Genomic DNA, 13,227 nt, shown 5'->3' with positions numbered 1-13,227 from the left:
AACCCGAGAAGGACGCTACCGTGACCGTCAAGACCAACAGGATTTCCTTCCAGGGCGACTATGGCGCCAATTCCGACATGGCCTGCCGCGACATGTTCCCGTCGATGGAGCCGCTGCCCTGCCAGACCTTCGAAGATGCCTTCGTCGCGGTCGAGAACGGTGACGCCGATCTGGCGATGATCCCGATCGAGAATACGATCGCCGGCCGCGTCGCCGACATCCATCACCTCCTGCCGGAATCGCGCCTGCACATCGTCGGCGAGTATTTCATGCCCATCCGCTTCCAGCTGATGGTGCTGCCCGGCGTCACGCGCGACGAGATCCGCACCGTGCACAGCCACATCCATGCGCTCGGCCAGTGCCGCAAGATCGTGCGCTCCAACGGCTGGAAGCCGGTCGTCGCCGGCGATACCGCCGGTGCCGCCAAGCTCGTCTCCGAAAAGGGCGACCGCTCGATGGCGGCGCTGGCGCCGCGTCTTGCAGCCGATCTCTACGGTCTCGAAATCATCGCCGAGAACGTCGAGGACACCGAAAGCAACGTCACTCGCTTCGTCGTGCTTTCCCGCGAAGAGCAGCGCATGGCACGCACCGACGAAGAGCTGATCATCACCACCTTCGTCTTCAACGTCCGCAACATTCCGGCAGCGCTCTACAAGGCCATGGGCGGTTTCGCCACCAACGGCATCAACATGACCAAGCTCGAGAGCTACCAGCTCGGCGGCAGGTTCGTGGCGACGCAGTTCTACGCCGATATCGAGGGGCACCCTGATGATGTTGGCGTTCGCCACGCCATGGACGAGCTGCGCTTCTTCTCCGAGAAGGTCCGCATCCTCGGCACCTACAAGGCGCACCCGATGCGCGGCGTGCTCTGAGCGAGCATGGCCCCACGCCAAAACCTTGAAAAGAGGCTTGCGCAGGCAAGCCTCGACGGCCTCGTTCAAGCGGCGAGACGCTGCTGCCGCCCGTCGAGCCGCTTGAAGCGGCGGACGTGGACACTCCATGCCCTGCCGCTCGGGCTGCAAGCTCAGTTTACGCCTGATTTCTGATCAAGATAAAGCCTGTGGTTGTGATCTTCTCGCGACACGCATTCCTGGACCTGCCATCTGGCTAACATTATTGCGTGCGTGCGATCAGGCGACGAGCGTGACGCTCGCTGCAATTTTCCGAGAGAATCATTGGTTTCGCCACGCCCTACGGGGGTGAAAGTGGCAAAAATTCGTTAACCGGCTACGCGTCTGGTGCATGCCTAGTTTGCAATCGTGGCGCTACACAAATTTTAGGCAAATGCCTATTTGACGCTCGTCAAGTAAGGAGTGTTAAAGATGAAGATCCGTCAGAAGATCATGGAATATGCGAAGACCCGCCGTGCGATCCGCGAGCTGAACGCTCTCGACGATCACGCACTGAGCGATATCGGTCTGTCCCGTTCGCAGATCCAGGCCGCCGTTTACGGCCGCTAATCCGTACCATTCGCGCATCCCGCCGCTTCACGCTGGCGGGATGCGCGCTGCATACCCTCTCGCTTAAGAATCGTAGAGGCAGACGCGCAGCCGGTGACCATCCGGATCGAGCGCGACGAAAGTCGGACCGAAATCCATCTCGGTCAATTCCTGCGCAATCGGCAGGCCTTTCCCCTTCCAATCCTCGTAGTGCGCGCGTACCGCGCTCTCGTCCTCCACCATGAAGGCCAGTTCCGATCGGCTGCCCGATGCCGCCGGCTCCGGCGCGACCGTATGCTCGGCCCACAGGCCGAGCGTGAAACCGCCGGGCAGCTCGAAGGATGAGAAGGTTTGATATTCGACCAGCGGCTGCTGTTCGAGCACTTTGCGGTAGAACGTCACGCTCGCCAGCGGGTCTTTGACATAGAGAACGATGAGATTTGCCTTGGCCATGGTCTTCCTCCTGTTGCAGGAAGTTCAGGCTAGGCGTGGTGGCTGCCAAATTCTGTCAGCATCGCCGCGAAAGGCGGTGTCAGGAGCCGACCTTCTGGCGGCTGGACGCCGGCATGGTTTGGCTGGCGCGCCAGTCCTTCATCAGCACCTGGCGGCGGCGGGGATAGCGCGCCTCGGTCACCGTCATCTGCTGCATGCGGTCGGCGCGAAAGTGCCGGAAGTCCAGGCGCAGCTCGCACCAGGCCATGACCATGCGGACATTCTCGAAGAAGCCGAGCGCAAAGGGCCAGATGGTCCGCTGCGTCGCGCTTCCGTCATTGTCGACGTAGTCGAGTTCCACCTTGCGTTCGTTGCGGATCGCGCGCCGGAGCGCCGCAATATCGATGCCGTTGGTGGCCGGCGGGCTCGGGCCCACGAGCAACGTCGAACTGTCGAGCTCCTCGCGGAGCTCGGCAGGCAGTACGGCCGCGATCTTGGCGAGTGCGTTCGCCGCAGCACCGGCAAGATCGTCGTCGGTGCGCTTGGATACCCAGCGCGAGCCGAGCACAAGCGCTTCGATTTCCTCGGCGGAGAACATCATCGGCGGCAGCATGAAGCCGGGTTTGAGCACATAGCCGAGCCCCGGTTCGCCCTCGATATGCGCGCCCTGGGCCTGCAGGCTGGCGATATCGCGATAGAGCGTTCTGAGGCTGACGCCGGTTTCTTCCGCCAGTCGCTGGCCGCTCACCGGCTGGCGATAGCGACGGAGCACCTGCAGAAGATCGAGCAGCCGTTCGGAGCGGGACAAGGCCGGCCTCCTCTAAAGCGCGCTATTCTCGCTCGCCCCAGGCGAGCCAGTCGCGCATGAGCTGGTGCGCGATCGCGCCCTTCGGCGGCGGAATATGCGCATCGCCGGTGTCGGCGACGCCGGTCGACCGTTCAAGCATCGCGATCGTTTCCTCGCGCGTGAACCAGCGCACGTCTTCCAGCTCCTGCTCGTCGCGCCTGATGACGGTCGATTTCGCCTCGGCATAGCAGCCGATCATCAGCGTGTGCGGCATCGGCCAGGGCTGCGAGGCATGGTAGCGCACCCGGCCGATGTGGATGCCGGACTCCTCGTGGGTTTCGCGCCGCACGGCGTTCTCGATCGTTTCGCCCGGTTCGACGAAGCCGGCAAGGCAGGAATACATGCCCGGTGCGAAATGCGGGCTGCGGCCGAGCAGGCAAAGATCGCGTTCGAGGTCGATCGTCATCATGATGACGACAGGGTCGGTGCGTGGAAACACCATGCTGCCGCATGCGGTGCAGACGCGGCGATAGCCGCCCGCCTTGCCTTCCATCGGCCCGGCGCAGCGGCCGCAGAAGCGGTTGTTGGCATTCCAGGTGATCAGGCTCGAGCCCTGCGCGAACTGGCCGAGCAGTTCCTCCGGCAGCATCTGCTGGCGATAGAGGGTGCGGCCGTCGGCAATCTTGAAGGGCTCGGTGACCGTCTCTTCGGTGAGGCCCGTCGGCACGGCCAGCCGCGGCTCGCCGTTCGACAGATAGCCGAGCAGGATCGTTTCGTCGAGAACCGGTTCCAGTCCGTCGAGCTCGTACGGCGCAAACAGCGGATCGATGATCTTCTCGTCGTGCTTGACGATGAGCTTCGATCCGGAGAAGGCCAGGAAATGCGCGCCCGGATGCTTCAGAGCCACCTCGACGCAATCGTCCGAGCGGTGCTCCGACTGGCGATCGAGATGATTCTCCGAGAAGGCGACGAGGGTACTTGGCTCTGGATGCGGGCTGCGAAGGTCAAAGATCGATTTCGTCATGTTCAGAGATTTTCCAGAATGCGGGCTGCGAAGGTCTGATGCTCTTTCTCGTCCCATGGCTCCGATTTGCCGAAACCCCAGACCGGTCCCGGCCAGTTCGGGTCGCCGTCGCTGCGGGCGATGATATGCACATGAAGCTGCCGGACAATGTTGCCCAATGCGCCGATATTGATCTTCTCGGCGCCCGTGACTTTCTTCAGCGCCGTCGCCGCCATGTTCGTTTCGAAGGTCAGCATCGTCTGGTCGAGCGGCGTCAGGTCGAAGATCTCCGAAACACCTTCACGCTGGGGAATGAGCACGAGCCAGGGCCAGCGGCGGTCGTTCATCAGCCGCATCTGGCAAAGGCCGATCGAGGCGATCGGGATGCCGTCGCGCTCGAGCCGCTCATCGAGGGTGAAGGTCGTCAACTGGGTCTCCTCGGGAAAGAGAATGTCGGATTCGCCTTGTTTTGCATATCGATATCAGTTTTTTGATGGCTTGGCTTGCATTTGCTTTCGATATTGCCGATATGGAAGCCGGGAGGTTGGTGGTGGACGAGCCACTCGCCAACCGGGTCAGGTCCGGAAGGAAGCAGCCCCAACGAGCTCCGGCACGGGTCATCGTGCCAGCCTCCCACCTTCTCCGTCCTGTCGGGACAAGAGTTCGAACAGCGGCAGGGTCGATGAGCGACGATACGTCCATTTCATCCGTTGAGAAACCAGCCGCCTACCGTGTTCTGGCGCGCAAGTACCGCCCCAAGGATTTCTCCGACCTGATGGTCGGCCAGGAACCGATGGTGCGCACGCTCACCAACGCGTTCGAGACCGGCCGTATCGCCCAGGCCTACATGCTGACCGGGGTGCGCGGGGTCGGCAAGACCACCACTGCCCGCATCCTGGCGCGCGCGCTGAATTACAAGACACCTGAGATCGACCGGCCGACGATCGATCTTCGCGCTCCCGGCGAACATTGCCAGGCGATCATGGATGGCCGTCATGTCGACGTCATCGAAATGGACGCCGCCTCGCACACCGGCATCGACGATATCCGCGAAATCATCGAGCAGGTCCGCTATCGCCCGGTGTCGGCACGCTACAAAGTCTACATCATCGACGAAGTGCACATGCTCTCGACACAGGCCTTCAACGGCCTGCTGAAGACGCTCGAAGAGCCGCCGGAGCATGTGAAGTTCATCTTCGCCACCACAGAAATCCGCAAGGTCCCGATCACGGTGCTGTCGCGCTGCCAGCGCTTCGACCTGCGCCGCATCAGCGCGTCGGATCTCGTCGGCCTGTTTTCGACGATCCTCGGCAAGGAAGGCGTTTCCTTCGATCCGGAAGCTCTTGCGATGGTGGCCCGCGCTGCCGAAGGGTCTGCGCGCGACGGCCTGTCGCTGCTCGACCAGGCGATCGCCCATGGCGGCGGCGCCGTCGAAGTGGAGACCGTGCGCTCGATGCTCGGCCTTGCCGACCGCGCCCGCATCGTCGACCTCTTCGAGCACGTCGTCAAAGGCGACGTCGCCGCCGCACTTCAGGAGTTTACAGCGCAGTACGAGGCCGGCGCCAATCCGACCGTGGTGCTGACCGATCTTGCGGATTTCACCCATCTCGTCACCCGCATGAAATACGTGCCGGAGGCGGTCAACGACCAGTCCTTGAGCGAGATCGAGCGCACCCGCGGCGCCGTCTTTGCCGAAAGCGTCGCGGTCACGGCGCTCTCGCGCATCTGGCAGATGCTGCTGAAGGGCATTCCGGAGGCCGAAAGTTCGTCGCGCCCGGCGGGTGCGGCAGAAATGGTGCTGATCCGCCTGGCGCATGCGGCACATCTGCCGGCCCCGGAAGAGGCCGCTCGGCGCCTGCTCGAACTCTCGGGCGGCGAGGGCGGTAGTGCCCGTCCTTCGTCGGGCGGCAGCAGCGGCGGCAGCGCGCAGGCTTCCGCCTCAGGCTCGATTTCAGCGCAGGCTACCCAGGCGATGCCGGTGCAGCGCCCGACGAGCAACGGCGCGACCATGCTGCGCGCCGTGCCGAATGCGGCACCCGAGCCCGTCACCGTCCGCCGTATCGAAGAGCGACCCGCGGTGGCTCCTGCTGCCAAACCGCAGCCGTCGGTGCCGGTCAACTCGATCGCAGACATTGCCGAACTTTGCGCCAAGAACCGCGACATCAAGCTGAAGACGCTCGTGCGCGGGTTTCTGCGGCTTGTGCATATCGAGCCCGGCCGTCTCGACGTCAACGTGTCGGACGACGCGCCGAAGACGCTGCTTGGCGAAGTGGCGGTCAAGCTCAAGGAATGGACCGGCATCCACTGGATCGTCAGCTACAGCCGCGAGGCAGGCGAGCCGACGCTGATCGAGGCGGAGCAGCGGGCGCAGGAGCAGCGCGTCAACGATGCCCGCCAGGACCCGGATGTCGCCGCCATTCTCGCGCGCTTCCCGGGCGCCAAGATCACCGACGTGCGCATTCGCGCCGTTGAAGAAGAGGTCGAGAGCCAGGCTCCGGCCACAGCCGAATCCGCCGACGGCGATATCGTCCCTGGCGACGACATCGAATAATCCCGTCTGCGAGCAGAAACAGAAAAACAGGAGACGACGATGCGCGACATCATGGGGATGATGGGCAAGGTCAAGGAAATGCAGGCCAAGATGGAGAAGATGCAGGCGGAGATCGCCGCACTCGAAGTCGACGGCACCTCCGGCGGAGGCCTCGTCACGGTTCGCCTCGATGGCAAGGGCACGCTGAAGAGCCTGAAGATCGATCCCTCGCTGTTCAAGGAAGACGACGTCGAGATCCTCGAAGACCTGATCGTCGCCGCCCACAAGGACGCCAAGGACAAGGCTGAGGCCGTGCAGGCGGAAAAGACCCGCGAACTGACCGCCGGCCTGCCGATCCCGCCCGGCATGAAGCTGCCGTTCTGATCGTCTTCGCCGTCAAAGCGGTCGCAGGCCGGTAACCGCGCTGACCCGCCCATCCGGCCCGGGCGCACATCATCGCCTCGGGCCGCACGAGAGTGGCCCCGCCGCCACGGGCAAGGCTTGCGGCCAAAAGCACCGGAGACACCCGGAAAGCGTCGTCCTGGCGTTTCGAAGACGATTCCGTTTAGGGCCGATATGGGCTAAAAGCGCCGCATGGCAAAACGAGTCACCGGCCCCGAAATCGAAAAACTCATCCAGCTCCTGGCGAAGGTCCCGGGGCTCGGACCCCGCTCCGCACGGCGCGCCGCCCTCCATCTCGTCAAGAAGAAGGACCAGTTGCTGGGTCCGCTCGCCGACGCGATGGGCGAGGCGCACCGCAAGGTGCGCATCTGCTCCTGCTGCGGCAATGTCGATACGATCGATCCCTGCACCGTCTGCTCCGACGAGCGCCGCGACCACGCGGTCATCATCGTCGTCGAGGACGTTTCCGACCTCTGGGCGCTCGAGCGCGCCGGCGCGATGAACGCCGCCTATCACGTGCTCGGCGGCACGCTCTCGCCGCTCGACGGCGTCGGTCCTGACGATCTCAACATCAAGGGGCTGGTGCAACGCGTCGCCAATGGCGGCGTGCGCGAGCTGATCATCGCCGTCAACGCCACCGTCGAGGGCCAGACCACCGCACACTACATCACCGACCAGCTCGAAGGCATGGAGGTGAAGATCACGCGGCTTGCCCATGGCGTCCCCGTCGGCGGCGAGCTCGACTATCTCGACGAGGGCACGCTGGCCGCAGCCCTTCGCGCCCGTACCTCGATCTGAAGGGATACCGATGCGTTTGAAGTCTCTGGTTCGTTCCTGGTTTGCCGGTTCTGCAGCCACCGCCCCCCTCTGCCCTGCCGGGCATCTCCCCCACAAGAGGGGAGATCGGGATGGGGCGGGTCTTCAGTTCCGCAATAAGTGTTCGACAGATGGGGATCCTTCGGCAATGGCGCGCGGTCGCTGCACGTCCATCTCCCCCCGAGTGGGGGAGATGCCCGGCAGGGCAAAGGGCGGTAATCGCCGAGCGCGCCTCCTTGCGGCCGTCGCCGTATTCTTTGCCCTCTCTCTGCCCGTGCACGCCGCCACCAAGGCGGATGTCGAGGCGCAGTTCCGCACCTGGCTGCAGGATAACCTCTGGCCGGAGGCGCAGAAATCAGGCATTTCCGCCGGTTCGTTCAAGGCGGCCTTCGCCGACGTGAAGCTCAACTGGGACCTGCCCGATCTGGCGCCGCCCGGCTTCCCCAAGCCGAAGGAGCAGAAGCAGAGCCAGGCGGAGTTCTCCTCGCCCGGCAGCTATTTTTCGGAAAAGCGCCTGCAGGGACTAGCGGCGACCGGCCGCAGCCTCGCCTCCACCCATGCGTCGACCCTCAAGAAGATAGAACGCACCTATGGCGTGCCGGCCTCGGTGATCGTTGCCATCTGGGGCCGCGAATCCGGCTTCGGCCGCGCCAAGATCCCCTATCCGGTCGTCGATGTGCTCGCGACCAAGGCGTTCATGTCGACGCGGCCCGACCTTTTCCGCCGCGAGCTGATCGCGGCGCTGCACATCCTCGACAGCGGCGACGTCGACGAGGCGGCGATGCGCGGTTCCTGGGCCGGCGCCATGGGCCAGCCGCAGTTCATGCCGTCGAGCTTCCTGCAATATGCCGTCGATTTCGACGGCGACGGCCGGCGCGACATCTGGAACTCGGTGCCGGACAGCCTTGCGTCGATCGCCAATTATCTCGTCAAGAAGGGCTGGCAGCGCGGCCGCGACTGGGGCTTCGAAGTCTCGATACCGGAAAGCGTCTCCTGCGCCCAGGAAGGGCCGGATCTCGCTCAACCTCTGTCCCATTGGGCGGACAAGGGCATCGTCAGGATTTCCGGCAAGGCCTTCCCGTCGCACGAGCTTTCGGCATCCTCGATGATGCTGGTGCCGGCCGGCCGGCATGGGCCGGAATTCGTCGTCACGCCGAATTTCTACGTGCTCAAGGAATACAACAACTCCGATCTTTACGCGCTCTTCATCGGCAACCTCGCCGACCGCATCGCCAGCGGCGGCGGAGCCTTCCGCGGGAGCTGGGGCGATGTCGGCAACATGCTGCGCTCGGACGTCCTCAAGATGCAGAAGGCGCTCGTGGCCAAGGGCTACGATGTCGGCAAGGTCGATGGCCTCCCCGGCTACAAGACGCGCCGCTCGCTCGGCGACTGGCAGGCAAAGAGCGGCCTTGCCGCCACCTGCTTCCCCGATGCCTCGCTGAAGGCGAAGCTGCGCTAAAGGATTCCAACTCTCAACGAAAAGAGGCCCCAATGACGGGGCCTCTTTTCGTTGTTTGGGTCGTCAATGTGGGGGCCGGCGGAAGCCCCTGGAGCATCCTGCCTTCAAGTGGAATCACTTACGGGCGGAAAGATGGTTTTGTGCGTTCGGATGAACGCACGGCACTCTAGTGCATGTCCACATCCACCTGGCGCTTGTAGCGCTCGTAATGCGTCGGCACGATCGTCTGGCGCTCGATCATCCGGTGCACGCGCGGTGGTGCCTTGCCGCTGTGCAGCGCCGTCAGCCTGTCGCCGACGGCGGCGTCGGCCTGGGTGCGCCGCTGGTTGTGGCGTACATATTCGACCCAGGTCGGCACGTGGTAGGTCTCGGTCCAGGTGGTCGGGTTTTCAAGATCGCGCATCAGCGCCCAGTGTCCGGCGCCGTCGCGGATGCGGATGCGGCGGCGCTCTGCCATGGTGGTCAGGAACTCGGGGATGTCGTCGTCGGCGATCTCGTAGTCGATCATGATGACGATCGGGCCGCTTCGCGGCTTCAGGTCGAGTTCGAGCGGCGGCTCGTTGAAGCGGTTCAGCGGATCGAGGTTGAGCGAGGTGAATTCTGGCAAGGGCAGGCGAAAACCGACCACGACGCCGGCGAACATCAGCAGACAGGAGCCCATCAACGCGTTGGCGGCGCCATATTGTTCGGCTGCCGTACCCCAGAGCCAGCTGCCGCCGGCAATGCCGCCGAAGGTCATGGTCTGGTAGAGCGAAAGGGCTCGACCAACGACCCAGCGCGGCGTCGAAAGCTGCACCGTGGTGTTGAACAGTGACAGCGCCAGCACCCAGCAGGCGCCGGAGACAAGCAGTACGAGACAGCTCAGCCACGCATAGGTACTCCAGGCCGTGATCGCGGCGCTGGCGGCAAAGCCGGTGAAGGCGATGCGCACGATCGCTTCGCTCGAAAGCTTCTCGCGCAGCCGGGCGGAGAGCAGCGCCCCGCCGATCGCGCCGAGGCCGAAGGCGCCGAGCATCAGGCCGTAGGTGAGCGGCCCGCCCTGAACGAGATCGCGGGCGACGAGCGGTAGAAGGGCGAGGATTGCGCTTGCCGAGAGGCCAAAGAGGAAGCCGCGCAGCAGCACCTTGCCGATGTTCGGCGACATCGCGACGTAGCGCAGGCCAGCCGAAATTGCGCGCCCCAGCGTCTCGCGCGGCAGCGTGCTCGTCGGCACCTCGCGACGCCAGCGCACCAGCGCAAACAAGATCGCGAAATAGCTGAGCGTGTTGGCGAAGAAGGCGGCCGCAGCACCGAGTGCCGCGACGATGGCGCCGCCGATCGCCGGGCCGACGCTGCGGGTGATGTTGAAGCCCATGCTGTTGAGCGCGACGGCCGCCGGCAGGTCGTCGCGCGGGACCATGTCGCCGACCGAGGCCTGCCAGGACGGGTTGTTGAGCGCCGTGCCGCAGCCGATCAGGAAGGTGAAGAGCAGGAGCAGCCAGGGCGTGATCAGCCCGACGTAGGCACAGATCGTCAGGAGCGCCGAGACGAAGAGCATGAAACACTGCGCCACCAGCATGATCCGCCGCCGGTCGAAATTGTCGGCAAGCGCGCCGGAGACCAGCGAGAAGAGCATGATCGGCAGCGAGGTCGAGGCCTGCACCAGCGCGACCATGTTCGCCGATGAGGAAATCGAGGTCATGAGCCAGGCGGCGCCGACCGATTGGATGAGGCCGCCGAAATTGGAAGCGAGGCTCGCGATCCAGATCGTGCGGAAGATGTCGTGCTTGAAGGGGGCAAGCGGCGAAATACGGGTTGGCACCTCGTCTTCTCTCTTCGTTCTTGATTGTCGTCTCGAAGCGGTTCGCTTTCTGTTATAGGCCCGACAACGCGAAGTGCCACCCGCTGAAACTGACCTTGTCGGCGAAGATGATCGCCGGCACCTCGCCCGTCCGTTTGCGCCGGGCCGCCCAATGCCTTGCAATTTGCGGCGATGGGGCGTATATGAGCCTCAAATTCTTGATCGGTAGATGAAGAGTGGGCCCGTCAGGACCCGCTCTTTTTTATTAGCCGGTCCGATGAGGAGATGATCGTTTGTCCGATACGACAACGGCTGAAAATGCAATTGAACCGCGCCTGATCACCGAAACCGGTCTCGACCAGCGCATTGCCGATATCATCGAGCCGGTGATCGTGCCGATGGGTTACCAGCTTGTGCGCGTACGCATGTCCGGCCAGAACGGCCTGACTCTGCAGATCATGGCCGAGCGCACCGACGGCACCATGACCGTCGAGGACTGCGAAGAGATCTCCAAGGCCATTTCGCCGGTGCTCGATGTGGAAGATCCGGTCGACAAGGCGTATCATCTCGAAGTGTCGTCGCCGGGCATTGACCGCCCGATGGTGCGCAAGTCCGATTTCTTCCGCTGGCAGGGTCACCTGCTGAAATGCGAGACGTCGGTCCTGGTCGACAGCCGCAAGCGGTTCCGCGGCAAGATCGTTTCCGTGGACGACGATGGCTTCCGGCTCGAGCGCGACCAGGTTGCCTACGGCGAGGAGCCCGTCGTCGTCATCCCGTTCACCACGCTTTCCGAAGCGCGGCTGATCCTGACCGACGACCTGATCCGCGATGCGCTGACGGCCGACAAGAAGGCCAAGGCTGCGCGCGCCGCGAACGAAAATTTCGAAGACGAAGATTCACCTATTGAGGAATAAGCCGGGCGGTGCGTAAAGCCCCCTGCAACCCAACGGAGACAAGACATGGCAGTCAGTGCTAACCGGCTCGAGCTTCTGCAGATCGCGGATGCCGTCGCGCGCGAAAAGGTGATCGACCGCGAAATCGTTCTGGCCGCGATGGCCGACGCGATCCAGAAGGCCGCCCGCTCGCGCTATGGGTCGGAATCGAACATCCGCGCCGACATCAACTCCAAGACCGGCGAAATTCGCCTGCAGCGTCTTCTGGAAGTGGTCGAGAAGGCTGACGATTATTCCACGCAGATCCCGCTCGAGCTTGCTCGCGATCGCAACCCGGACGCCAAGCTGGGCGACTTCATCGCCGACCCGCTGCCGCCGATGGACTTCGGCCGTATCGCCGCCCAGTCGGCCAAGCAGGTCATCGTGCAGAAGGTGCGTGAAGCCGAGCGCGACCGCCAGTTCGACGAGTTCAAGGATCGCGTCGGCGAGATCGTCAACGGCACGGTCAAGCGCGTCGAATACGGCAACGTCATCGTCGACCTCGGCCGTGGCGAAGGCATCATCCGCCGTGACGAGATGATCCCGCGCGAAAACATGCGCTACGGCGACCGCGTCCGCGCCTTCGTCTACGACGTGCGCCGCGAGCAGCGCGGCCCGCAGATCTTCCTGTCGCGTACCCATCCGCAGTTCATGGTGAAGCTCTTCACCATGGAAGTACCGGAAATCTACGACGGCATCATCCAGATCAAGTCGGTCGCCCGTGATCCGGGCTCGCGCGCCAAGATTGCGGTGGTATCGAACGACTCGTCGATCGATCCGGTCGGCGCCTGCGTCGGTATGCGCGGTTCGCGCGTTCAGGCCGTTGTCGGCGAACTGCAGGGCGAAAAGATCGACATCATTCCGTGGTCGCAGGATCCGGCATCGTTCATCGTCAACGCGTTGCAGCCGGCGGAAGTCGCCAAGGTCGTTCTCGACGAGGATGCCGAGCGTATCGAAGTGGTTGTTCCGGACGAGCAGCTGTCGCTCGCCATCGGCCGCCGCGGCCAGAACGTTCGCCTCGCGTCGCAGCTGACCGGTTGGGACATCGACATCTTGACCGAACAGGAAGAGAGCGAGCGTCGCCAGAAGGAATTCACCGAGCGCACCAGCCTCTTCATGGACGCACTCGACGTCGACGAGATGGTCGGCCAGGTTCTGGCTTCCGAAGGCTTTGCCGCCGTCGAGGAGCTTGCCTATGTCGATCTTGACGAGATTTCGTCGATCGACGGCTTCGACGAGGAGACCGCCAACGAAATCCAGACCCGCGCCCGCGAGTACCTGGACCGCATCGAGGCGGAAATGGATGCCAAGCGCAAGGAACTCGGCGTTGCCGACGAGCTGCGCTCGATCGACGGCCTGACGAGCCAGATGCTCGTTGCGCTGGGCGAGGAAGGCATCAAGACGATCGAGGACTTTGCCGGCTGCGCCGCGGACGATCTCGTCGGCTGGAGCGAACGCAAGGACGGCGAGACCAAGCGTTTCGAAGGTACCTTCTCGAAGTTCGACGTCTCGCGCGCCGAAGCCGAAGCCATGATCGTTCAGGCCCGCCTTGCTGCCGGCTGGATCACGGAAGAGGACCTTGCGAGCGAAGAGGTCGAAGGTGAAGAGCCGATCGACGTTGCCGAAGGCGCCGAGCAGGACGCTTAA

General features: G+C 63.7%; 13 protein-coding genes and 1 other RNA gene. 9 read left to right on the top strand and 5 right to left on the bottom strand.

The window, feature by feature from the left end:
• The first annotated feature begins 20 nt into the window (after positions 1 to 20).
• Both XB14_RS17440 and XB14_RS17435 read left to right on the top strand, forming a co-directional pair.
• Positions 21 to 872, top strand: coding sequence for a prephenate dehydratase (locus tag XB14_RS17440; RefSeq protein WP_077962807.1), 852 nt, complete (start codon positions 21 to 23; stop codon positions 870 to 872).
• Between the two features lie 450 nt (positions 873 to 1,322).
• Positions 1,323 to 1,460, top strand: coding sequence for a DUF1127 domain-containing protein (locus XB14_RS17435; protein ID WP_064817013.1), 138 nt, complete (start codon positions 1,323 to 1,325; stop codon positions 1,458 to 1,460).
• Positions 1,461 to 1,523: 63 nt separating this feature from the next.
• Here the strand turns inward: XB14_RS17435 and XB14_RS17430 are convergent, their stop codons facing one another.
• The 4 genes from XB14_RS17430 to XB14_RS17415 all read right to left on the bottom strand — a co-directional run bounded on the left by XB14_RS17430 (position 1,524) and on the right by XB14_RS17415 (position 4,089).
• Positions 1,524 to 1,892 carry a VOC family protein gene (locus XB14_RS17430; protein ID WP_077962806.1) on the bottom strand — a complete coding sequence of 123 codons (369 nt, stop codon included), beginning with the start codon at positions 1,890 to 1,892 and terminating at the stop codon, positions 1,524 to 1,526.
• A 79-nt stretch (positions 1,893 to 1,971) separates the two neighbouring features.
• Positions 1,972 to 2,679: a helix-turn-helix transcriptional regulator gene (locus XB14_RS17425; protein WP_077962805.1), complete on the bottom strand. Its 708-nt coding sequence runs from the start codon at positions 2,677 to 2,679 to the stop codon at positions 1,972 to 1,974.
• A gap of 22 nt (positions 2,680 to 2,701) precedes the next feature.
• Positions 2,702 to 3,682, bottom strand: a complete 981-nt coding sequence (gene nudC / locus XB14_RS17420; protein WP_077962804.1) for an NAD(+) diphosphatase — start codon at positions 3,680 to 3,682, stop codon at positions 2,702 to 2,704.
• Positions 3,683 to 3,684: 2 nt separating this feature from the next.
• Positions 3,685 to 4,089: an HIT family protein gene (locus XB14_RS17415; RefSeq protein WP_077962803.1), complete on the bottom strand. Its 405-nt coding sequence runs from the start codon at positions 4,087 to 4,089 to the stop codon at positions 3,685 to 3,687.
• A gap of 111 nt (positions 4,090 to 4,200) precedes the next feature.
• Between XB14_RS17415 and ffs the strand changes: the two genes are divergently transcribed.
• From ffs to XB14_RS17390, 5 genes are all read left to right on the top strand, one after another.
• An RNA gene (gene ffs / locus XB14_RS17410) (signal recognition particle sRNA small type) lies at positions 4,201 to 4,298 on the top strand.
• A gap of 45 nt (positions 4,299 to 4,343) precedes the next feature.
• Positions 4,344 to 6,212: a DNA polymerase III subunit gamma/tau gene (locus tag XB14_RS17405; RefSeq protein WP_077962802.1), complete on the top strand. Its 1,869-nt coding sequence runs from the start codon at positions 4,344 to 4,346 to the stop codon at positions 6,210 to 6,212.
• A gap of 39 nt (positions 6,213 to 6,251) precedes the next feature.
• Entirely contained in the window at positions 6,252 to 6,575 is a 324-nt protein-coding gene (locus XB14_RS17400; protein ID WP_029742357.1) for a YbaB/EbfC family nucleoid-associated protein, read from the top strand.
• 210 nt (positions 6,576 to 6,785) lie between these two features.
• Entirely contained in the window at positions 6,786 to 7,391 is a 606-nt protein-coding gene (recR, locus tag XB14_RS17395; RefSeq protein WP_043611817.1) for a recombination mediator RecR, read from the top strand.
• A gap of 211 nt (positions 7,392 to 7,602) precedes the next feature.
• On the top strand, positions 7,603 to 8,868 hold the full coding sequence (locus tag XB14_RS17390; protein WP_077962801.1) for a lytic murein transglycosylase: 1,266 nt from the start codon (positions 7,603 to 7,605) through the stop codon (positions 8,866 to 8,868).
• Positions 8,869 to 9,034: 166 nt separating this feature from the next.
• On the opposite strand, the gene XB14_RS17385 is transcribed toward XB14_RS17390, so the two are convergent.
• Positions 9,035 to 10,669 carry an MFS transporter gene (locus XB14_RS17385; RefSeq protein ID WP_077962800.1) on the bottom strand — a complete coding sequence of 545 codons (1,635 nt, stop codon included), beginning with the start codon at positions 10,667 to 10,669 and terminating at the stop codon, positions 9,035 to 9,037.
• A gap of 272 nt (positions 10,670 to 10,941) precedes the next feature.
• Between XB14_RS17385 and rimP the strand changes: the two genes are divergently transcribed.
• On the top strand, positions 10,942 to 11,562 hold the full coding sequence (gene rimP / locus XB14_RS17375) for a ribosome maturation factor RimP (RefSeq protein WP_077962798.1): 621 nt from the start codon (positions 10,942 to 10,944) through the stop codon (positions 11,560 to 11,562).
• 45 nt (positions 11,563 to 11,607) lie between these two features.
• Positions 11,608 to 13,227 (top strand): transcription termination factor NusA, encoded by a 1,620-nt coding sequence (nusA, locus tag XB14_RS17370; protein ID WP_077962797.1) that lies wholly within the window; start codon positions 11,608 to 11,610, stop codon positions 13,225 to 13,227.

The sequence above is a fragment of the Ensifer adhaerens genome, from assembly GCF_002007205.1.
Lineage (GTDB): Bacteria > Pseudomonadota > Alphaproteobacteria > Rhizobiales > Rhizobiaceae > Ensifer > Ensifer adhaerens_D.
Note: the sequence above shows the minus strand (reverse complement) of the source record. Positions and strands in the feature narration are given on the sequence as shown.